The sequence below is a fragment of the Niabella beijingensis genome (assembly GCF_020034665.1).
Lineage (GTDB): Bacteria > Bacteroidota > Bacteroidia > Chitinophagales > Chitinophagaceae > Niabella > Niabella beijingensis.
Genome location: NZ_JAIQDI010000001.1, coordinates 2,409,227 through 2,432,145, shown reverse-complemented (window position 1 = coordinate 2,432,145; position 22,919 = coordinate 2,409,227). Strand labels below are relative to the sequence as shown.

Sequence of the window (22,919 nt, the reverse complement as noted above, 5' to 3'; positions counted from 1 at the left end):
GCACCCTGAAGTGCCTTTATAAAAGATCCTGTAAAAATCAATCTTGTTTTTCCGGCCGCATTTGCGGAAAGAACAACACGTCCTGGATGGATGGCTGATTGGTGAGCAGCATTACCAGCCGGTCCACACCAAAGCCGATGCCGGAAGTGGGCGGCATTCCATATTCCAGGGCGCGTAAAAAGTCATAGTCGATATACATCGCTTCTTCGTCCCCGCGCTCCATAAGACGGGCCTGTTCCTCAAAACGTTCCCTTTGTTCAACAGGGTCGTTTAACTCGGAATATGCATTGGCAATTTCCTTTCCGTTGATCATCAGCTCAAAACGCTCTACCAGTCCGGGTTTGCTGCGGTGTTTCTTGGTAAGCGGGCTCATTTCCACGGGATAATCGATGATGAATGTGGGTTGTATATAGTGTGCCTCACATTTCTCCCCGAAGATCTCATCAATCAGTTTTCCTTTTCCCATTGTTTTATCTACGTGTATCCCCAGTTCTCCGCACACGTTGCGCAGCCCTTCTTCATCCAGCGTGCTTACATCATAACCAGTGTGTTCTTTAATGGCGTCATAAATAGACACCCGTTGAAAGGGCGCCTTGAACGAAATATTTTTATCACCCACGGGTACGTCGGTGGTACCACACACATCCAGTGCTGCTTTTTCCAGCAGCTTTTCGGTGGTTTCCATCATCCAGTAGTAATCCTTATAAGCCACATAAAATTCAAGGATCGTGAATTCCGGGTTATGAGTGCGGTCCATCCCTTCATTGCGGAAATTACGGCTGAACTCATATACCCAGTCAAAGCCGCCAACGATCAGCCGCTTTAAATAAAGTTCATTGGCAATACGCAGGTAGAAGGGCACATCCAGGGCATTGTGGTGTGTTTTGAACGGACGGGCTGCCGCACCGCCGGGTATGGATTGCAATACCGGCGTGTCCACTTCCAGGGCGCCTTCTTTATTCAGGAATTCGCGGATGGAATTTACGAGCCGCGTGCGTTTTAAGAACGTCTCGCGTACTGCGGGGTTAATGATCAGATCTGCATAACGCTGCCGGTATTTGAATTCGGGGTCGGTCACTTCATCAAAAACATTGCCTTCTTCATCCCGTTTTACGACAGGCAGGGGTTTCAATGCCTTTGCAAGCAAGGTAAGCGTCAGGGTATGAAGAGAGGTTTCCCCGGTCTTTGTTATAAACACATAACCCGTTACACCAATAAAATCACCCAGATCCAGTCCGTGTTTTACTACATTATCCCAGAAGGATTTGTCTTCACCGGGGCAAAGCTCGTCGCGTTTTACATATAATTGTATAAGACCCTGTTTATCCTGGATCTTAATAAAAAAGACCTTTCCTTTATCATTGATGCTCATGATCCTCCCAGCCAGTGCAACGTTGGTGAAATCCTCTTTCTTTTCTTCGGTAAAATTATTTTTTACGTCTGCCGAATAGTGCGTTACCGGGAACAGTGCCGCCGGGTAAGGATCTACTCCTGCCTCTCTCAATTTCTGTAATTTCTCGCGTCTTATTTTTTCCTGTTCGGAAAACTGTTGTGTGCTCATGAACTGCTTCAGATTTTTTTATGAAGCGCAAAGATACTTTAGCTGACCGGAAGTTTAAGGGACCGGAAGGATAAAAGTTTTACCGGAGCCGGAAGGATGCCGGAATATATCTTTTGATTGTCAGACTTTTATAGTTTTGGGGAGCGCTGTGTCGAAAGGCCGCGGGCAAACATATCCGATAAAAAAGGCTCTGGTTGGCTGATTTTTGTTATTGCAGAGACTCCTGCTGAATCATCCAAAAAATGATTGAAAGAGAAACATACCGGCAAAAAAAGTATGCTGCGAAACCGTATGTTGCCGGTATTTCTTATATTAAGGGGTTAAATGATTCCTGTCATGAAAAGAGCTGTCCTCCTCGCATTGCTGATTTACACACAATTTCTGAATGCCCAGGTACCGGTAAACCTGAGCGGATTAAAGAAAAACGGAGCAACCGTTACCGTGGATAAAGGTCTTGTTTCCGTTCGTTGGCCGGCGGGCAGGTCCGGCACTGCGCAGGTGCTGCTGAACCGGGATAGCACCGGGCCGCTATTCCGGAGTATCCGCGCCGGCAGTGCCGATGCCCCGACCACGATCATAAAAGACCTGGATCCTGTATTCATCCTGCGAACGGGCAAACGGACACTGAGCCCTTCCAGCGGCGGATGGGATGTTTTTTTCGATAAAGTACCCACCCGTCCGTATACTACAGAGCGTATCCGGTTTAACAGGACTGCGGTAAGTGTTTTGAGCGAAGGGTCCCGGACCATTATAAAAATCGGGGAATTAAAAGCCGCGGCGTTTTCGGGTCACCTGGAAATAACGGTGTATAACGGAAGCCCCTTGTTTAATGTGGCGGCCGTTATGTCGACCCAACAGGATTCTACCGCGATCCTGTATGATGCCGGCCTGGTCAGCAGGGGCCCGCTTTGGAACAGGATCGCCTGGTCCGATGTCCAAAATACCATGCAGTATGCCCGGCCGGAGGCACAGGAGCCTTCCCGGGATCTTGAAGTAAAATACCGGACCGTGATCGGTCAGGGGAAAGCAGGTGCCCTGGCTGTTTTTCCGGCTCCGCATCAATATTTTTATCCCCTGGATGAAGCCTTCAACCTGAAGTTTACCTGGATGGGCAGCAATTACCTGGACCTGGTGCCTGGTTTTGGCATCGGCATCCGGCAGGATCCCCTGGGCGACAAAAGATTTGTTCCCTGGTTCAATGCCCCGCCCGGCACGCAGCAGCGGCTTCATTTCTTTTGCATGGCAAGTGCCGGCGATGCCACAGCGGTGCTGGATGAAGTAAAACGGTTTACGAACGGAGATGTCTTTCCGGCCCTGCCGGGATATAAGACCATGGCGACTCATTTTCACAATGAATTCATTACAAATGTGGCACTGAGCGGAAAGCCCGTTCCGGAAAAGCCGGAATTTGTTGAAGTACTGAAAAAAGCGGGTCTCGATGTTGTTAAACTGGCAGAGTTTCATGGAGTGGGGCACCCGAAAGGGCCGGACTCGATCCGGTTAAAAGAACTGAAAAGCCTTTTTGAACAGACCCGGCGGCTTTCTGATGACCGGTTCCTTTTACTGCCGGGAGAGGAGGCCAATAATTTTTACGGAGGGCACTGGCTGGCTTTTTTCCCGCGGCCGGTTTACTGGATCATGTCAAGAAAGGAAAATGCCCCGTTTGAAACCACCGACCCGGAGTACGGAAAAGTATACCGGGTAAGCGATAAAAAGGAAATGCTGCGGTTGCTGGAGCAGGAAAACGGACTGGCCTGGGTAGCGCATGCACGTACAAAGGGATCGACAGGCTATCCGGACAAATACATGGAAGAGGATTTTTTTAAATCGCCCACTTATCTTGGCGCAGCCTGGAAATCCATTCCTGCTGATCTTTCCTGGGCTACACTGAGCAAACGGGTGCTTTATTTAATGGACGAGATGGCCAACCGGGGATTGAAAAAATACGCGCTTGCCGAATCGGATATTTTTACCATAACGGAACAGAACGAAATGTATGCGCACTTAAATGTGAACTATCTCAAATTAAAGCAGCTGCCTGCTTACAAGGATGGATGGCAGCCTGTACTGGACGTACTCCGGAACGGCCGGTTCTTTGTTTCTACGGGAGAAGTGCTCATCCCCGAATTTAATATCGATGGAAAAGAATCCGGCGAAACGCTGAAAGTAAAGACATCCGGGAATGAGACCATTAATGCGGAGCTCACCTGGACCTTCCCGCTTCAGTTTGCAGAGATTGTTTCCGGTGACGGAAAAGAGGTCTATCGCAGCCGCATCAACCTGGATCATACCCTGCCGTTTGGCCGGCAGACCTTCCGCTGGCCGGTAAATCTCCGCGGAAGAAAATGGGTCCGGATCGAAGCCTGGGATATTGCGGCAAACGGGGCGTTCACGCAGCAGCTGTGGCTGGAGTGATTGCGGCGCTCTTTTCAAAGTGCGTTAAATGGCATGCTGTTCCGGCCCCTCCTGTCGTGTGGACACGTTTTTTTGAAATGGCTGGGGATGGGCATCAGTACCAGGACCGTCTTCAGGCTAAAACTGATACAATCTTTGACCGATAAAAGCGGCCTGAAAGGACTCAATAAGAATAGCCTCCAACCGCAATTGGAGGCTATCCGAAGGTTGACAGTTCAACCCCGGGAGGGGTTGAATCCGCCATGACAGGTGCCCTCCGCGCTGCCACTATCGTACATGGAGCTGCATGCGCTCAGGAATTAATTATGCCTGCACAACAGGATCCATCCGGAGATTTCAGCAGCCGGTTATGGTTTTATGTTACCGGCGAGTTCATCTGCGGCGGACACCTCTATTGTATCTTCCTTTTGATTGCTCTGATCATATATGTTCATCAGGTTGAACAGGTATTTCAACGCATTTTCATTTCCTTGGGGAACATCGGCGGTCATCTCTCCCGAAAGCCGGTTGCCTTTCAGTTGCTGGGTCTGCAGCTGCAGGGAGCCCATTTGCCGGAGCATATTTATAAATGTGGTCTCGGTCGTTGAGCGCTTTTCATTTTTTGCAAAATAGGATTGCAATTGCCCGGGATTGAAAAACAGGTTCATATTGGAACGGAGCAGTTGCTTTTGCTGTTTTTTATCCAGGCGGGAAACAAACCGGTTGTTATCAATCTCTGTAAGCGCATTTTTATCCGATGCGGCAAATACGATCCCGTTTTTAATAAGGAGGTGGAAAGCGCTGCCGTCCTTATTGTCGAAAATATCTGAAACGGTATAAATATTCTTATCCTGGAATACTTTCTTTTCCTTGATGCCAAACCGCAGCAGCCGTTCAAACAGGCGAGTGTCGTCACTGGAAAACAGGAACAGAAAATCCGGCCGGGATTCCGTACGCAGCTCCTCTGTTTCTTTTGATTCGCCGGTGTCCTCATCATATTTGTAGCTGGTGTGTTTTACCTGTTTATCCGTAATCCCTCTCAGTACAAATAAGGCATCTCCCTTGAAGCAGCGGGCGATGGCCTTTTCATCCAGCAGCAATGAAATAAAGTCGGATACCAGTCCTGCCAGTTCCGGCTCGTTCTTCCCGAGTCCGAGATAAAGCCGCGAAAGCAGCTTTGGATAGAACTTCAGATAGGCTTCGGTATTGTATGCATAGGAAATATAACCCACAGCCTTGTCGGTATTGATGTACCGGAGCAGGTTCCTATTGATCCGGTGATCCATGATCTCCTTCAGATAAGGTTCCAGTTTTTTGCTGACCTCCAGCTCGCTGGTGATCCTCAGTTTTTCTTTCTCCAGGTACAACTGGGCATTAAGGGCATTCGCGCCCAGGTTAAAGGCGCTGCCGGGAAAAGCTGCTGAAAGCAGTTTGGACCGCCCCCCGAGGTAGGGGAGACTGAACGCATTGGTGGCGGAGGCGATATAAAGGGAGGCTGCCGCTTGTTTTTGCTGTGCCTGCACAAAGCCGGGAACTGTGGTGATGGCATTTTCCGGTGTCGTCGCCCCGATGGCGCCGGCAACAAAGCTGGTTGTCCAGATATGACGCAGACTGTCTTTGATATCCTGTGTGCGTTGGTAACGCGCGTCGTAGAACGGATCAGGAACAGCAGCGGCTGCCGGCAGATCAGTCGCTGTATCGGCTGCGGTATCTTCGGTAGCCATTGCCGCGTCGGCCGCCGCGGCGGCCGCAGCAGCAGCAGTTGCAACATCTTCGTCAGCCGGTGAAACTTCGGCTACTGCCGAGTCAACAGCAACGTCCGGCTCTCCGACAGCTACCACGGTGGTGGTATCGGCAGCCACATCGGTATTGTTTTCAATCCCGTAGCGGGCGGCAACGGTAGAGTCGTAAAAGAAAGCATCTACAACATTGCCGGAACTGATCAGTGCGTAGTTGTTGGTCCATGCGAAGATCTGGTGGCTTGCGGTATCGGTTGCCTGCGACCGATCGCCGTATTTTGTTACCGGACCGTTTTTAAAAGCGGTGAATAATGTGCCGAATTTCGCTGCATCGTTAAGCGGCAGCAGTGTACAGTTGTACCGGATACTGTCATTATTGAGCGTATAATAATACGCTGTGGCCGTCACATCGATCCCCAGCGCTTCAATGCTGCTGATGCTGTCTGTTCCGGATCTTTTATTATAGGCCTCCAGCAGGTCTTTTCCCAGCACGGAACGGTCAAAATCCTGTATACTGATCAGGTTAAATATCTGGCCGCCTTTTACAGACAAAACGGAATGGGCCTCTTTTGGAATTTTTACTGCCAGGTCCTGGGAATTTGCCAGATGAACTGTTCCCATCAGCAATAACATAAGTTTCAGTTGTTTCATTGTAATAACTGTTAGAATGAAGAAAGTTGAATTTTATTGGAGAGTGTAATGTTTCCGGATACCAGTTCCTTCGCCGTAAACCGCTGCACCACCCCCGATTTACTGTTAAGCAACCGCGCCCGTGTATTGGACCAGCTTTTTACGGGTCCTGCAAAACGGCAGACGCTGATGCAGTGTCCGCCATCGATCAGGTCTTTTCCCGTCTGTTTCAGTTGCCGGTAGGCTGCTTGTGCGGCTTCGGCCCCGGTGTATTTTTTTTCAAAAACACCCGAAGTCCTGTCATAGCTGTAAACCGGCAGGGGTGTGGCGCTGATCTTATAGATCGCTGCCAGCGTTTTAACGGCCTCATTGATCCGGCCGACATCGGAAAAACTGAATTTTAAAACGGCGACATACGCGTTGTAATCCGTAGTGAAGGTAACATCCGAGATACCGGGGATGCTGCTTAGTCCGGATTGCACTTTTGATATATTTTGCCGGATCTCGGATTTATCCGGAATTTTGAAATCATTGAACCGCCCTACAAGCATTGCTGCGGCTATTTTTGTTTTACTTTCACTGCAATTGAGAATGATCCGCACAGAGCCGCTTCCGTTCCGTTGTACGGCCACCTCTTCAATCAGCTCATAACACGACGAAAACCCAACGGCAATAAAGAGGTATAAAAAAAAATAGAATCTTTTCATAGGTTAAACGAAAAATACAGCCATAACGGGTATACAATTGTTCTGTATAAAATGATAAAAGCGGCACAAAGATACGGATATAATTAACAGGAATATATTTCCACCCCCGGTAGGTAAGCCTTATGTCATCCCAACATCGTGTTGTATTCCAATCCGGAAATTTTTGAATACTCGTCGTATATTTATCAGGCCGTTATTTTTGCAGCCCGATTAAAACGGTCTGGTGTCACTATTTAAAAGAATACAATGGAATATACCGCCTTGTTGCAGGATGCAGCAAATTATGTAAAGCAATACATCTCCCGGCATGAACGGCCGGAACTGTATTACCACAACCTCAGTCATATCAGCCACGCAGTAGACGCAGCGAAGCAGATCGCAGATCATTACCAGCTGCCGGAACAGGAATATGCCATTGTAACCATTGCCGCATGGTTCCATGACCTGGGTTATTATGACGGCAGCCGGGCGGGGCATGAAGAAGCCAGTGCCGGCCTGGCCGCAGATTATCTTACGGAAAAAGAAGTGGAAGCTCCTTTTATTACTGCCGTAACGGGCTGTATAAGGGCTACAAAAATGCCACAGCAGCCCGCCAATCAGCTGGAGGCCATCGTATGCGACGCCGACCTTTTTCATCTGGGCACTTCCGGGTTTGACGAGTTCAATAAACAAATGCGCAAAGAAGAAGAGGCGGCGCTTCAAAAAAAGATTTCCAAGGAAGAGTGGCGCGAGAGCACCATCCTGTTGCTGCAACAACACCGCTATCATACCGACTATTGCCGGCTGCTTTTATCGGATAAAAAACAGGAGAACCTCGAAAAACTGCTGGCAAAACAGCAGGAAAAGACAACCGATACCGCCCTGCCGCCGGCCCAGACAACGGAGAAGTCAGGAGATAAAAAAGGTGCAAAAGAACCGGGCAGGGGTATTGAAACCATGTTCCGGATCACGTCTACCAATAACCAGCGGCTAAGCGACATGGCCGATAACAAAGCCCAGATATTGATCACGGTGAACTCCATCATCCTTTCCGCGATCATTACCCTGTTGCTCCGGAAACTGGATGGAGATGATCCCCTGGTGTATCCCACTTTCCTGATCCTTTCCACGGCCGTGATTACAATGGTGATCGGCATCCTGGCCACCCGCCCCAGTTTACCCAGCGGGGTTTTTACACAGGAACAGGTTGATACAAAAAAAATAAACCTGTTGTTTTTCGGCAATTTTTACAGGATGAACCTGGATGAATATGCTTCGGGAATGCGGAAAGTGATGGCGGACAGGGATTTTCTTTATGATACGCTCATTAAAGATGTTTTTTCCCAGGGGGTAGTGCTGGGCAGAAAATATAAATTGCTGCGACTGGCCTATAATATATTCATGTTCGGGATCATCTTTTCAGTGATCGGTTTTTTAATAGCCATGATCATTAATAAATAAGCGGTCAACCCCACTAAATGGACAATTTGCAAAAATTCAACGACCGTGATATCAGCTGGTTGCAATTTAACGGAAGAGTATTGCAGGAAGCGGCCCATCCGGATGTTCCCCTGCTGGAACGCATCAACTTCCTGGCCATCTTTTCTTCCAACCTGGATGAATTTTACCGGGTACGCATACCGGTCATAAAGGCGCTGGGCCAGCTCAGGACACCGGAGGAGAAGGGGCTCCCGGTGCTGGATGAAGTACTGGAACGGATCAACCGCCAACAGGAAATGTACGGGCAGATCCTGAAAACGCAGATCATCCCGGAACTACGACAGTCCGGTGTCTGCCTGGTCTACAATACGCCGGTGCCTGATGGTATCCGGGAACCGGTACGTGCATTCTTTTTTGATGTAATGGCCGCATTTATTACGATACTTCCGCTGGAAGCCCGGACCCCGGTATTCCTTGAGAATAATAAGCTGTACATGCTGGTGGCGCTCGAACAACAGGGACAACAGATGCTCCGGATCATCAATATCCCATCCGACAAGATCTCCCGCTTTTTCAGTACCCGGCATGAAGGGACGGAATATGTACTTTTTATTGATGATATTCTGCGGCTGTACCTGGATATTATCTTTAAGAACGCGACAGTAAAAGGAGCATATACGTTCAAAATCACAAGGGATGCCGAACTGAACCTGCAGGATGAATATGCGGGAGATATCGCAGTGAAAATAGAAGAAGAGATCCAGAAAAGGGATTTCGGACTGGCCACCCGCATTTTATACGCACCGGACCTGCCACAGGAATTGTTACAAATACTGGTTAATACCTATAAACTGCAGGGGGCCAACACTACTGCAGGAGGGTATTATCACAATCTCAGGGATTTCTTTTCGTTCCCTTTCCGGCAGGCGTCATTGCTGTACCCGCCGGAACCGCCGCTGGCCTTTGTTCCGGATGCCGGTTCATTGTTCGATCGTATCGCTGACGGGGATTTTATATTGCATACGCCTTATTGCTCGTATGATGCGGTGTTGCGGTTCTTCAATGAAGCGGCCATAAACCCTGATGTGGAAGAGATCTATACCACCATGTACCGGATCGCCCGGGATTCAAAAATAGCCAACGCACTGATCAGCGCGGCTAAAAACGGGAAAAAGGTTACCGCTTTTGTAGAGCTGAAGGCCCGCTTTGATGAAGAGAACAATATCCGGTGGGCCAAAACAATGAAGGCCGCCGGCGTACGCATTATTTACAGCATTCCCAAACTGAAGGTCCATGCCAAGGTAGCACTGACACGGGAGCGGAAAAACGGGCGGATGGTCAGTTACGGACTGTTTTCCACCGGGAACTTTAATGAGTCTTCTGCTCGCATCTATACCGATCATATCCTGTTCACTGCAAACCCACTGCTGCTGCGGGAGCTGGAGCTGCTTTTTATTTTCCTTGCCAAGCGGCGGAAGCCCCGGCCGGAAGAAACAACCTTCTTCCATACACTGCTGGTGGCACAGTTCAACCTGCAGCAGGAGTTTTTACAGCTGATCGACCAGGAAATCGCTCATGCAAGGGCCGGCAAAAAAGCAGGCATTACGATCAAGCTGAACAATCTTGAAGAGGAAGTGCTGATCCGGAAATTATATGAAGCCAGCTGTGCAGGGGTAACCGTGAACCTGATCGTAAGAAGTATCTGCCGGATCGTGCCCGGCGTGGCCGGATTCAGCGAAAGAATTAAAGTAAAAAGGATTGTGGATCGTTATCTGGAACATGGGCGTATCTTTTTCTTTGAAAATAACGGTGCGCCGCTGGTATACCTGGGCTCTGCAGACTGGATGGACCGGAACCTGTACCGGCGTATCGAAGTGTGTTTTCCTGTCCTGGATCCCCGTTTAAAAAAAGAGTTGACCGACATCCTGGAAATGCAATGGAATGATACCGCCGCTGCGGTATGGATCGGGGCAGATGGGGAGAATCACCCGCTGCCGGGAAACAAAAATGATTTCAGATCGCAAAGGGCTGTTTACCTTTACCTAAAAGAAAAGTACGGAAAATGAATAAACTTGGTATGATCCTTTTCTCTATCGCTGCAGTGTCCTGCATCAGCCAGAAGGAATATACAAGCCCGGCAGGCTATGACCTGAACAAGCCGGAAACGTTTGATATGCCCGCCATCCTGGACGAGATTTCGGGGATCACTTTTGACGGCAGCAGTGATACGCTTTATGCCATACAGGATGAAAGCGGTACCGTATTTCATTTTAAGCCGGGTAACGCTGAACTTTCGGCCACAAAATTTGGTAAAAAAGGCGACTATGAGGACCTTTCCATAAGCAACGGGAATATTGTAGTACTGCGAAGCGATGGCAGCCTGTTTGCATTTCCTTTGAGTGAAACGAACCTCAATGAAGCCGTTACAGTAAAAGAATGGAAAAAAGCGGTGCCTGCGGGAGAATATGAGGCGCTTTATGCCGATCCGGTAAGTAATGACCTCTATGTTTTATGCAAACAGTGCGAAGCGGATAAAAAAACGAATCAGGTGAGCGGTTATATATTACAATGGAGTGGTGGTGAACTGGTGCTTAAAAGTCCGTTTGCGCTGGATGGCACAACAATAGAGAAGAAAAAGTCGAAAAAAAGTACATTAAAGCCAAGTGCGCTTGCGCGTAATCCGCGTACCGGCGAATGGTATATCCTGTCGTCTGTAAATAAATCGCTGCTGGTAGCGGATAAGGACTGGAAAATAAAAGAAGCCCATGCCCTGAGGCCCTCGCTGTTTCCCCAACCAGAGGGGATCACCTTTGACAAAGCGGGTAATTTGTTTATCAGTAATGAAAAAGATCAGGAAGCGTATGGCACGGTTTTAAAGTTCGCGCTCAAACAATAGCCCTTTATGCTGAAAAAAATTATTGGTTATCTGTTCTTATTGCTTCCGCTTGCCGGAGTCCGGGCGCAGGATTCGGTGCGGAACCGCCTCATATTTATCGGTGATGCGGGTGAGATCAATCCGCATCAGTCTGCTGTGATCACCACAGCGGCGGCACAGATACTGGATAATAAAACCACTGTACTGTTCCTTGGTGACAATATTTATCCGGATGGTATGCCGCTGAAGGACCCGGCGGCGATTACCGCTGCGGAAAAGATCCTTACGGCACAGTACGAGCCCATGCTCAAAAACGGAGCAAAAGTAGTCTTTGTTCCGGGTAACCACGACTGGGACCGCATGGGAAAGCAGGGGTACAAAAAGATCCTTGCCCAGGATGCCTTCCTGAACGGACAGAACAATCCCCGGTTAAAGCTGCTTCCGGAAAAAGGCTGTCCTGGCCCCGAAGAGATCCCGGTTTCGGAGGAAGTGGTACTGATCGCCTTTGACAGTGAATGGTGGCTGTTTCAGCATGAAAAGAACAGCGAAGCCTGCGAATGCAGTACAAAAGAGGCCTTCCTGGAAAAGCTGTCTGAAATAGTGAACCGCAACCGCGGTAAAATGATCTTCCTGGTATGCCATCACCCGTTTCAAAGTTATGGGGTGCATGGGGGGTACTACAATCTTAAAGACCATATTTTTCCGCTCACCAATCTGAATAAAGGGTTGTACATCCCGTTACCGGTAATCGGATCGCTTTATCCCCTGCTGCGGAGCAGCATTCCCAACCCGGAAGACCAGGGCCATCCGGACTATAAAGAAATGACAGCCCTGATTGACAGTGTTTTTAACGGGTATCAAAACCTCGTTCATGTAGCCGGGCATGAACACGGCCTGCAGTTCATCAAGGGACAGCAAACCCAGATCGTGAGCGGAGCAGGGGCAAAGAATGCCTATGTAAAGAAGGGGCGGCACAGTCTGTTTGCCCGAAAGAACAGCGGTTTTGTAACCGTGGATGTCCTCACCGGGGCGCAGTTAAAGATCACCTATTACATGATGGATGGCGGGCGCATGCAACAGGCATTTGAGTACCGCCTGCCGTTTATTACCGGGCAGCAGCAACGTGAGGCTGTTTCTAATGATTCCCTGGCAACAGCAGACAGCGTAGTAGTACGCACGAATGCAGCGCTTGAAAAGCCGGGGCGCGGTCACCGCGTCTGGTTCGGGGAAAATTTCAGAAAGGAATGGGCGGCGCCCGAAAAACTGCCGGTGCTGCGGATCTCAGAGATCAGCGGAGGACTTACGCCGATCAAGGAGGGGGGCGGACTTCAGACGAAATCGCTGCGGCTGGCAAGTCCGTCGGGAAAAGAGTGGGTATTACGTAATGTAAACAAGAATATGGAGATCCTCCTTCCGGAGGCATTGCGGAATACGTTTGCAAAAGATGCCGTCACCGATGCGCTAAGCGGCCAGCATCCTTTTTCGGCACTGATTGTACCGCCTATTGCGAACGCAGTAGGCGTGCCGCATGCCAATCCCATTATCGGCGTGGTGGCCCCCGATACCGCACTGCTGCCCTATGCGGACAATTTCTTCAACAAGGTTTGTTTACTGGAAGAACGGGAGCCGATCGGGAAATCGGACAATACCGAAAAAATGTATAAGAACCTGCTGAAGGATAACGATAACACGGTAGATACGGCCACGTATTTCAGAGCCCGCCTGGTAGACCTGCTGATCGGGGACTGGGACCGGCACGAAGATCAGTGGCGCTGGGCCTACGATAAAAAGAAGAAGGACCGCAGGTATGTACCCGTGCCCCGCGACCGTGACCAGGTATTTCATGTGGTGCAGGGTATATTGCCCACGATCGCTTCCGGACCTTCGATAATGCCGCGGTTTCATGATTTCACAGGGAAGATCAAAAAGATCAATGCCTATTTCATGGCCGGCAGGGCAATAAACGGTAATTTTTTTAATCAATACAACTACGATCAATGGATGCAGCTGGTACATGATTTTACAACCGCTGTTACAGATTCGGTGCTGGAAGCAGCACTGAAGCGGCTTCCGGCGGCATCTTATAACAGGGATCATGATAAGTTCCTGGCGATCCTGAAGGAACGGAGAAACCGGCTGCCGGAGGCAATGACCACTTACTACCGCTTTTACAACAGGGTGGTGGACATACAAACTTCAGACAAGAAAGAACTGGTGCAGATTACCGATGCCGGCGACCGCGGGCTGAAGATCAGCATCCATAAGATCAATAAGGAAGATGCGGTGTCCGACCAGCTGTTTGAACGGACATTTGATGCCGGTGTTACAAAAGAGATCCGTCTTTATATACATTCCGGTGATGACAGTGCGATCATCAATACCCGTTCTAAAATAAGATTGCGGATCATTGGCGATAAAGATAAAAAGCAATACCAGGTTGTTAATGGAAGAAAGAACATCCGCGTCTATGGAAAAAAAGAACAGGTCTATTTTACCGGGGAAGATCAACATATCCGTAAGCGGTTGTCGAATGACAGCAGCAATACCGCCTATATGCCTACCGACCTCTATAACCGGTATTTTATACGTCCCAATCTCGGTTTTAACCGGGACGATGGGATCATGCTGGGCCTGGGGGTTCGGTTTGTGAACCAGGGCTTCAGAAAAAAACCATATGCCAATTCGCACCAGTTGTCGTACCTGCATTCGTTTTCTTCGGGGGCCAATAGTTTTCGTTTCAAAAGCGACTGGCTGCATGCGATCGGAAATGCGGACCTGGTGGTGATCGGCCGGGTGCTGGCCCCAGACAATGTTCAGAATTTTTTCGGGCTGGGCAATGGAACCGGATACGACAAATCGAAAGGAGTGGGCTATTACCGCGCCCGGTTTACGCTGGTAGATATAGCACCAGGCCTGCGCTGGCGGTTTAAAAAGACAAGAACATTGTCTGTCTCGCCCTTCTTTCAGCATTACCGCTATGATGCGGATGACAATGAAGGCAAGCTGATTGCAACGCCCTCACTTGTTGGCACTTATGACAGTATTACTGTAAATAAGAACAAAAATTACACAGGACTTGTTTTTAATTATGAAGCGGATTCAAGAGATGACCAGTTATTGCCCACTTCAGGAGGACTTTTAAACCTGCGGTTGCAGGGCTTTAAGGGACTGAACAGCAGTGCCAGGGATTTTGCACAGCTGTTGCTGGAGTTGTCGTTTTTCAGGAAAGTGGGTGCCAGTGGAAATGTGGTGTTCTCGGACCGTATCGGGGGTGGTACCACCGTTGGCAATGCACCGTTTTACCAGGTGCTGTTCCTTGGCGGGCAGGAAAACCTGCTGGGATACCGGAAATTCCGGTTTGCCGGTGAACATCTTTTATACAATAACCTGCAGCTGCGTATAAAGATCGCAGATGTGGGAAGTTATATCCTGCCGGGGCAGCTGGGTTTTTCAGGCTTCTTTGATGCCGGTAAAGTGTGGGCCGAAGGGTATAACAGCCCTAAAATTCATACCGGAGTAGGCGGGGGGCTTTATTTTGTGCCGGCGCAGATCGCCGTGGTGCAGCTCCTCGCCGGGTATTCCAGGGAGGGGTGGTATCCTCATTTTAGTGTCGGATTCAGATTTTAACTACAATGCAAACCAGATTACTCGATTTAGCAAAATGGAAGGCCGTGCGTATAGACGGACTGGAGAACGTGCTTTCCTTTAACCCGCTGATCCAATATCTTAAAGACCGGATCGGACGGGAAACAACAATAAAAAAGAATTTTTTTGAATTCGTTCTTGAAAAACTGCTGGCGAACCCGCACCTGAAGGAAGAACTTACTCCGGCAGACATGGCACACTTTAAGGACGAACTGGAGCTGGTCTATTGTCTTGTTGAACCGGCCCTTGCGGAAGAACAAAAAGTGATATGGGCTATCAGCGTGCCGCTGGATCCCCAGATCATATGCGGTACAGACGCGTTTTATGAAATGATGGAGGGCAACAATGAACTGCTGCACCGGTCAATGATCCAGTCGATACAGGATAAATCGATGATTCAGAAACGGATGGAATTTGTTTATTCCGTCATCTTCGAAAAACTGTACGGACAACACATTCCTTTGGGCAATGAAGTAAGCTATGCTATGTCCTACGTGGAGAACGGACTGCCCCGGTATTTTAAAATCAACATCGATACACGATTTGTAGATGTCATCGCCAAAGGCGAACTACCCCCCCTGAACCTCATCGAATGGGCAAAGGACATTAAAAGCGAGGATTACGACTGGAGCCAGGGGATCCGGCAATTACCGCTGACCTTATTTAAGTTTCGGGGACTGGCCATTATCACGGTAACCGAGATCACACAGGAACATGCGGTGGAAAGTATCAAAGAGATTGTGCTCAGCAGGCACCGGTTTGCCCTCAAGGAGGATACCGAACAGGTCATTCATTCCTTGAAAGTATTAATGGGAAGCCCGGCCATCGAATTCGGCCTGCTGCCCAATTTACGGGTGAACGATAAATTGGTGTTTACACTGGAAAGCGGCAACAACAGCATCCTGTTGCAGCCCAATCATTGCATCGATAACGGAAAAAGTTTTCAGAAGCTGGCGGAAGAATACCTGAACCATCCCAAGCCTGTGCTGATCGATGAATCGGTTCAGGCGGAGGATGCAAAGCAGTTGTTACAGTTTTTGAATATGGCCGGTATTGAAGCCTATGCGTTATTTCCTATTTTTCACAGCAACGAAGTGGCGGGTGTTTTGGAGATCTATTCCTATAAAAAAGACGTACTCAATCTTCAAAGCCTGGTAAAGCTGAAAGATGCCATACCGGTGATCGCCCAGCTGTTGAAAAATGCGATCGACGAATTCAATAACCACCTCGACGGCATCGTAAAGGATAAGTTTACGGCATTGCAGCCGGCCGTCCAGTGGAAGTTTAACGAAGCGGCATGGGATTACCTGCGCGATAACCGCCTGTCGGATCAGAAGCGGCCGATCGGAAAAGTGTTGTTTAAAAGTGTGTATCCGCTCTACGGGGCGATTGATATACGTAATTCCACCATTGAACGGAATAAGGCGATGGCGGCGGATGCGGCCTTTCAGCTTGAATTGCTGATCGGCCTGCTGGAACAGATCCGGGAAAAGACCGGTTTGCTGCTGGTGGATGATATGATCGGGAAATGCCGGAAGTGGCTTTCCGGCCTCAGTCATGATATCCGGGATTCGGAATACGGAAAGCTGAATGAGTTCCTGGAAAATAAAATAACACCCTTCCTGAAAGATCTGAACGAAAAGGATCGCGAGCTGCAACCGCTGATACAGCCATATCTGAAAGAAATTGAAAGCAGCACCGGCAGCGTCCTCAGGAATATCCGCGTTTTTGACAACGCACTTAAAACGATCAACAACACGATCAATGCGCGCCTGGAGCGGTTTAATAATGAGTTGCAGACGTTCTATCCTTATTATTTTGAAAAATTCAGGACGGATGGGTTTGAATTCGATATTTATATCGGGCAGGATATCGCCCCGCAAAAACCGTTTAGCAGGTATTATCTGCAAAACCTGCGGCTGCGGCAATTACAGGCGATGGCAGAGATCGCAAGGGAAACACATGCGCTGCTGCCACATCTGGAAATCCCGTTACAGACCACCCAGCTGATCTATATCCGGTCTGCTCCGATCGATATTGTGTTCCGCCAGGATGAACATAAGTTTGATGTGGAAGGAAGCTATAACATCCGTTACCAGGTGATCAAAAAAAGGATCGACAAAGTTCGGATCCTGAATACCCGGGAACGGCTTACCCAGCCGGGAAAAATAGCACTGGTATACCTGAATGAAAGCGAAACGCGCGAGTACCGTGATTATATCGCCTATCTCCAGGAAGAAGGGTTGTTGCTGAATGACCTTGAAGCGGTGGAGCTGGAGGAGCTGCAGGGCGTGACCGGGCTCCGTGCCCTGCGGGTAGGGATAAATGTGGAGAAAGCAAATGATCCTGTTCCGAATGAACTTTAACCAGGAAATGCGCAAAGAAGCGCAAAGGGAAAGAGCTGTAGCCTGTAGAGCGAAAAAATCCTTGCGTTCCTTAGCGTCCCTTGCGGTTGTATTGAACCGCGAAGTGCGCAAAGTATCGTAAAGGGAAAGAACCTGTAGCCCGTAGAGCGGAAAAATCCTTGCGTTCCTTAGGTCCCTTGCGGTTGTATTGAACCGCGAAGTACGCAAAGTATCGCAAAGGGAAAGAGCTGTAGCCCCCAGAGCGAAAAAATCCTTGCATTCCTTAGGTCCCTTGCGGTTGTATTGAACCGCGAAGTACGCAAAGTATCGCAAAGGGAAAGAACCTGTAGCCCGTAGAGCGGAAAAATCCTTGCGTTCCTTAGCGTCCCTTGCGGTTGTATTGAACCGCGAAGTGCGCAAAGTATCGCAAAGGGAAAGAACCTGTAGCCCGTAGAGCGGAAAAATCCTTGCGTTCCTTAGGTCCCTTGCGGTTGTATTGAACCGCGAAGTACGCAAAGTATCGCAAAGAAAAAACAAAGACCCCGTAAAGCGTAGAACAAAGAACCTTTGCACGTCTGCACCCTATAGCATATCTTGCTGTTAGTTTAAGCGGAAAAATACGGCACCGGATAAAAGCTACACTATTTGTTAAACATCAAAATAACTGCTTGTGACAGAAAATGAATTATCAAAAATCGTATTTGATGCTGCGTTGAAAGTTCATCAGCATCTGGGACCTGGATTGTTGGAAAGCGCGTATGAAGAATGTCTATTCTTTGAATTATGCAAAAAGGGACTCTTTATTCAACGACAACGCGCGTTGCCATTGATATACGAGGACGTTAAGCTGGATGCAGGGTATCGAGTGGATCTGCTGATAGAAAATAAGCTGATTGTGGAAATAAAAGCGGTACAGGTGCTAAATGATATTCATCTTGCACAACTGCTTACGTATTTAAAACTTTCGGGTTGCAAACTTGGCCTGTTGATAAATTTTAATGTAACCCTGATTAAGAATGGAATAAAAAGAGTTGCAAATAATCTGTGAACAGGTATGATCAACCGCTAGATCTATCGTGGATAAATAAAGCAGCAGTAGGATGTAGAGCGAAAAAATTTGCGCCACCTTGCGTCCCTTGCGGTTGTATTGAACCGCGAAGTACGCAAAGTATCGCAAAGAGAAAAAAAAGAGCCTGTAGCCCCCAGAGCGAAAAAATCCTTGCGTTCCTTAGCGTCCCTTGCGGTTATAATAAACCGCGAAGTGCGCAAAGAGCCCTTGCGTTATAAACTTACCCCCTGTGTTGTTTCAGCCGCTCCACCAGTTTGGAGGACCGGTACCCGAAATCTGCTCCAAAACTGTTGATCACGGTGCCTTTGATATTGTGTTTTTGGGAAGAGATCGCAAATACAATGCTTTCATCGGCAGGATCGGTCATGCCCTCAAACCGGTAGATCTCATCGATCTCAAAATCTTCGGGGGAAAGCTCAAGAGAATTACGGTTACAATAAAGACAATCCTTTTCTTCCATCGCAAGAAAATCTTCGGTATAGCCTCTGCGGATCAGATCGTCTACTGCTTCGCTCAATGTATCATAATTGTAAAGGGGTGCCTGGGCATTCATAACAGGAATTTTTGTATGGATCAAAGATACTTCTTTTTATGCAGCGCGCAGGGCATCCGCCGGCGCAAAAAATACCCGCGAGACAGGGCTGCTGTCTCCTCAACAGAAGGCATCCGGACTGATGGCAGGAAGGGGTTACTTCAGGATCAGTTCATATTTCTTCCGGTTATCGATAATGATCCAGATAAGGATCACTGCGAGGAGTAAGGCCATTGGAAGCCCGGAAGGTTCCATAGTACCGTGGTGCAGGACAATGCCAACCATTATAGGGAAAAGGATCAGTGCGCCCAACGCCCTTGTTTTTGGAAGGATCACCAGTAAACCGCCCACCGTTTCCATTGTTCCCAGCAGGGGCATCAGCCATTTCAGTTTCATAAAAGCCCCAACAACTTCCATTTGCTCCGGAGTGAGCTTCGGAGGCGGCATGTAGTTAAAGAATTTGTTGAGGCCGAAAATAATGAATACCAATGCAAAAAGGGTAAAGAGGATTTGTTTTACAATTTTCATTTCGTTTGGTTTTTAATTTTCAAAATTAAAATCGTTTTCCTGTAAATGCTGCGTACTATACTCCGTTATAGTTAGTATATTTTAATACAGTTGTTCCTTTCTGATATAATTGAAACTGGCAATCACTCTGTTCATCCCGTCTGTAGCGGCTGAAGGGGTTTCCACGATTCCGCACAAAAATCCGGCCTGTTTTTTCATCTGGTGTAATAAATGAAAATTTACGACCCCTTCCCCCACATTTACAGCCGCCCCGCCGGCATTCACATCCCGCAGGTGCCACAGCAGGAAGCGACCGGGAAATGTATTGAACAAAGCCTCCGGAGCCTGACCGGCCTGTACCATCCAGCCCAGGTCCGGTTCAAAGAAAACGGTCTCCTTATCTGTACGCTCCAGTAAGATGTTATACGGCAATAGGCCATTGATCATTTTGAACTCATAATTGTGATTGTGATAGCCCAAGCGGATCCCTAGGGAAGCGGCGCGTTCACCAATTATATTGAGATCATCTGCGATGCGTTTATAATGATCAAGAGAATGGCGCAAATCCTCCGGTATGGCCGGAATAACCAGGCAGGATGCACCGAGAGCGGCAACGTCTTCCAGTACCGGTTCCATTTCTTCTTTTGAAAAAAAAGGAATATGTGCGCTGAGCGGTACCATTCCGCAGCCATCGAGTTGCTGCTTCATCAGTTCGGGAGAACGTCCATGTATGGTCCGGGCATCCGGGTCATAACCGGCAGTTTCTGCATAGGTATAGCCCGTGGTTGCCAGTTGGTGTAGTGTTTCGTCAAAATCACGGGCCAGGTCGTTTTTTACCGACCAGAGCTGAACACCAAGCGGGAGGGCTGCTGTATTTAAAAAACCGGACGTTGGAGGTCCGGTTGCTGAAAATGGCCTTGCTGTCATATTGTTGATCTGTTAAAGCGCGGCTAGAAATTGGTAAAATCCCAGGTTCCCCGATAGGGACGGCTGCGCAGGATGTTGGCAAAAGCATCATCAAAGGCCTCTTTTGCCGGATCCCATTTCAGTGGTCGTTGTAATTCGTAAGCGATATTTACGGCATTACAAACCGAAGCGGTCCGGTGTCCGATCTCCACATCACAGATCGGTTTGGAGCGTTTTTTTATAGCATCCACCCAATCCTGGTAATGATTATCGCTGAAATAAAGTCGTTTGTCTCCTGTTTTAAATTTCAGGGAAGCCAGGTTCTCCGGGCTGGTCCGCAGGAATCCCCTGCTTACTTCAATCTTTCCTTTATCACCCAGGAACTGGATGGCATTTCCTTCACCCCAGTTCCTGTGGTTCACTTTTATGCCATTGGCGTATACGAATGACAGGCCTTCCTTTGCACCCGGAGTTGCCGATGGAATGAATTTTACAGGGCCGGACTGATCCATACCCAGGGCCCATTGTACAATGTCGAACATGTGCGCGCCCCAGTCAGTGATATAACCACCGCCAAAGCCGCGGTAGCCCCGCCACCAGGCCCATTCCTTGGCTTCCAGCGGCGGCGCCAGGATGGCGTTATAACCCCTGAACAGGGAGGGTCCCACCCAAAGATCCCAGTCGAGATTGTCAGGGACGGGTTCTGTCGGCAGATCGCATTGCTTTACCGGTTCTCCTACTGAAACATTGATCTCGCTGATCTTGCCGATATAGCCATTGGTAACCAGTTCGGCCGCCTGCCGGAAATTAAAGGAGGAGCGCTGCATGCTGCCGGTTTGAAAAACCCGCTTGTACTTGCGGGTGGCATTCACCATGGCCCGTCCTTCGGCAATGGTAAGCGCCAGGGGCTTTTCGCAATAGATGTCCTTACCGGCCTTTGCGGCGTCTACCGCAACCTGTGCATGCCAGTGATCCGGTGTTGCAATCACAACGGCATCGATATCCTTTCGCTCAAGCAGCTCCCGGTAATGTTTATAGCCTTTTACGGGTGTGGCCACTTTTTTCTCATTTGCTTTTTGACCGAGTCCGATAAAATGATCCAGCTTCCTGGAATCCACATCGCATGCGGCCAGCACCAGGGTTTCCTTGCAGCCATTGATGGCATTTACAAGTCCATAAGATTGTTTTCCTGTACCGATATATCCCAGGTTGATACGGTCGCTCGGGGCTACAGTTCCGTTACCTCCCAGAACCGACCGGGGAATAATGGTAAATGCAAGCGCTCCTTTGGCGCTCTGGCTGATGAATTTTCTTCTTTTCATTTTTTGAATGGCATAAGCAGGCGGTACCGAATCGTTCAAGGGCTTGCCTGTTGTTTTGTTTCAAATTTAAACTGACCACTCAAAGCTACTGAATTGAATTTAAACTTCTTTTAAGAAGCCCGACTTTCTGCCAGGGCACCCCTGGCTGCAGATCCGTTTACCAACGGCTGCCGAGCAACTGGTCAACAGACCATTTTCCGCTTCCTGAAAGAACAATGGCAATGCCGAGACCAATGGCCAGCAGATGGTATTCAAAGCCTTCTCCTTTCTGGTTCCCAAACCAGTTCATAAAAAATCCATGTTGCCAGTGGTGCCCCGCAAAAACGGCTCCTGTCATCAGCAGGATGAGTAGCAACGCCATTGCACGGGAAGCGAGACCAGCTACCAGCAAGACCGGAGCAATGAACTCCGTCAGGATTACAAGAACCGCCACCAGCCAGGGTAGGTGATAATCCTGTTGCAGGTGCATCAGCGTGTTATTAAAATGGGCCATTTTCTGCCAGCCGTGTGGCAGCATTACAAGACCGAGAGTGAGCCGGAGTATCAGGGAGGTGAGCCCGGTTGTTTGTGTAAAGAGTTCCATATTCATTTTTTTTAGATGATCAAAAGGCAAAACTGTCATTTGCCGCATTTAAAAAAAATGAAGTACTACAGAAAAAATGATTGAACTGGATTAAGATCTTTTTACAGCAATACCATGACGGATCTTGCTGAGGAATTCTGCCGTCATACCCAGGTAGGCCGCCAGCTGGTATTGGGGAACACGATGCACGATCTCCGGGTACCGGTCTGCAAACTCCAGGTAGCGCTGTTCGGCGGTCTGACTTATGGTCGCGATCACCCTTTTCTGAAGCATGATAAAGCTGCGCTGATAAAGGATGCGAAAGAAGCGCTCCAGCTGCGGCACATCCCGGTAAAGGGCTTCAAGAGCCGGCCGGTCGATCTGTAACAGCGTTGTGTCTTCAAGTGCCTCAATGTTGAATTGGGAGGGGGTATTGAATAAAAAACTTTCATTGTCGTTCAGCCACCAGCCCTCAATAGCGAACTGGATTATGTGTTCCTGACCCTTTTCACTGGTGAAATAAGAACGCAGCACTCCTTTTGTAACAAAGCCCAGGTAGCGGCAGGGGTCTCCTTCCTGTACAAAGAATTGCCGGCGCTTTAGCCGTTTCTGCTGAAAGGCTGCTATGATCAGGTCCTCCTCCGCTTCCGCCAGCGGAACCAGGGCCCTGATATGTTGAATTAACAAAGTATGCATGTACCGGTTT

Annotated in this window: 16 protein-coding genes; 7 read left to right on the top strand and 9 right to left on the bottom strand. The window is 48.8% G+C overall.

What is annotated here, in order from left to right:
• Positions 1-37: 37 nt before the first annotated feature.
• The gene (gene lysS / locus K7B07_RS10145) at positions 38-1,561 is read right to left on the bottom strand and encodes a lysine--tRNA ligase (protein WP_223709357.1); all 1,524 of its coding nucleotides are present in this window, start codon (positions 1,559-1,561) and stop codon (positions 38-40) included.
• A gap of 336 nt (positions 1,562-1,897) precedes the next feature.
• Between lysS and K7B07_RS10140 the strand changes: the two genes are divergently transcribed.
• Complete coding sequence (locus K7B07_RS10140; RefSeq protein WP_223709356.1) at positions 1,898-3,976, top strand: CehA/McbA family metallohydrolase domain-containing protein; 2,079 nt, start codon at positions 1,898-1,900, stop codon at positions 3,974-3,976.
• Positions 3,977-4,323: 347 nt separating this feature from the next.
• Here K7B07_RS10140 and K7B07_RS10135 read toward each other — a convergent pair whose 3' ends face one another.
• Both K7B07_RS10135 and K7B07_RS10130 read right to left on the bottom strand, forming a co-directional pair.
• Positions 4,324-6,345, bottom strand: coding sequence for a hypothetical protein (locus K7B07_RS10135; RefSeq protein ID WP_223709355.1), 2,022 nt, complete (start codon positions 6,343-6,345; stop codon positions 4,324-4,326).
• A gap of 11 nt (positions 6,346-6,356) precedes the next feature.
• A complete protein-coding gene (locus tag K7B07_RS10130) occupies positions 6,357-7,031 on the bottom strand; it encodes a hypothetical protein (protein ID WP_223709354.1) in 675 nt (224 codons plus the stop codon).
• A 246-nt stretch (positions 7,032-7,277) separates the two neighbouring features.
• Here K7B07_RS10130 and K7B07_RS10125 point away from each other — a divergent pair, with 246 nt between their 5' ends.
• The 6 genes from K7B07_RS10125 to K7B07_RS10100 all read left to right on the top strand — a co-directional run bounded on the left by K7B07_RS10125 (position 7,278) and on the right by K7B07_RS10100 (position 18,363).
• Complete coding sequence (locus K7B07_RS10125; RefSeq protein ID WP_223709353.1) at positions 7,278-8,471, top strand: Pycsar system effector family protein; 1,194 nt, start codon at positions 7,278-7,280, stop codon at positions 8,469-8,471.
• 17 nt (positions 8,472-8,488) lie between these two features.
• Complete coding sequence (gene ppk1 / locus K7B07_RS10120) at positions 8,489-10,516, top strand: polyphosphate kinase 1 (protein ID WP_223709351.1); 2,028 nt, start codon at positions 8,489-8,491, stop codon at positions 10,514-10,516.
• The gene (locus K7B07_RS10115; protein WP_223709350.1) at positions 10,513-11,346 is read left to right on the top strand and encodes an SdiA-regulated domain-containing protein; all 834 of its coding nucleotides are present in this window, start codon (positions 10,513-10,515) and stop codon (positions 11,344-11,346) included. The genes ppk1 and K7B07_RS10115 overlap by 4 nt, the downstream gene beginning before the upstream one ends.
• A gap of 6 nt (positions 11,347-11,352) precedes the next feature.
• The gene (locus K7B07_RS10110; RefSeq protein WP_223709348.1) at positions 11,353-14,952 is read left to right on the top strand and encodes a BamA/TamA family outer membrane protein; all 3,600 of its coding nucleotides are present in this window, start codon (positions 11,353-11,355) and stop codon (positions 14,950-14,952) included.
• A gap of 5 nt (positions 14,953-14,957) precedes the next feature.
• On the top strand, positions 14,958-17,336 hold the full coding sequence (locus tag K7B07_RS10105) for a GAF domain-containing protein (protein ID WP_223709347.1): 2,379 nt from the start codon (positions 14,958-14,960) through the stop codon (positions 17,334-17,336).
• 649 nt (positions 17,337-17,985) lie between these two features.
• Complete coding sequence (locus K7B07_RS10100) at positions 17,986-18,363, top strand: GxxExxY protein (RefSeq protein ID WP_223709346.1); 378 nt, start codon at positions 17,986-17,988, stop codon at positions 18,361-18,363.
• Between the two features lie 241 nt (positions 18,364-18,604).
• Here the strand turns inward: K7B07_RS10100 and K7B07_RS10095 are convergent, their stop codons facing one another.
• The 6 genes from K7B07_RS10095 to K7B07_RS10070 all read right to left on the bottom strand — a co-directional run bounded on the left by K7B07_RS10095 (position 18,605) and on the right by K7B07_RS10070 (position 22,909).
• Positions 18,605-18,961: a phosphoribosylpyrophosphate synthetase gene (locus K7B07_RS10095; protein ID WP_223709345.1), complete on the bottom strand. Its 357-nt coding sequence runs from the start codon at positions 18,959-18,961 to the stop codon at positions 18,605-18,607.
• A 111-nt stretch (positions 18,962-19,072) separates the two neighbouring features.
• Complete coding sequence (locus K7B07_RS10090) at positions 19,073-19,444, bottom strand: DoxX family protein (protein ID WP_223709344.1); 372 nt, start codon at positions 19,442-19,444, stop codon at positions 19,073-19,075.
• A gap of 81 nt (positions 19,445-19,525) precedes the next feature.
• A complete protein-coding gene (locus K7B07_RS10085; RefSeq protein WP_223709343.1) occupies positions 19,526-20,350 on the bottom strand; it encodes a sugar phosphate isomerase/epimerase family protein in 825 nt (274 codons plus the stop codon).
• 23 nt (positions 20,351-20,373) lie between these two features.
• Positions 20,374-21,651, bottom strand: a complete 1,278-nt coding sequence (locus tag K7B07_RS10080) for a Gfo/Idh/MocA family protein (protein WP_223709342.1) — start codon at positions 21,649-21,651, stop codon at positions 20,374-20,376.
• A 157-nt stretch (positions 21,652-21,808) separates the two neighbouring features.
• Positions 21,809-22,234 (bottom strand): DoxX family protein, encoded by a 426-nt coding sequence (locus tag K7B07_RS10075; protein ID WP_223709340.1) that lies wholly within the window; start codon positions 22,232-22,234, stop codon positions 21,809-21,811.
• Positions 22,235-22,324: 90 nt separating this feature from the next.
• Positions 22,325-22,909, bottom strand: coding sequence for a Crp/Fnr family transcriptional regulator (locus K7B07_RS10070; protein WP_223709339.1), 585 nt, complete (start codon positions 22,907-22,909; stop codon positions 22,325-22,327).
• Between the last annotated feature and the right edge of the window lie 10 nt (positions 22,910-22,919).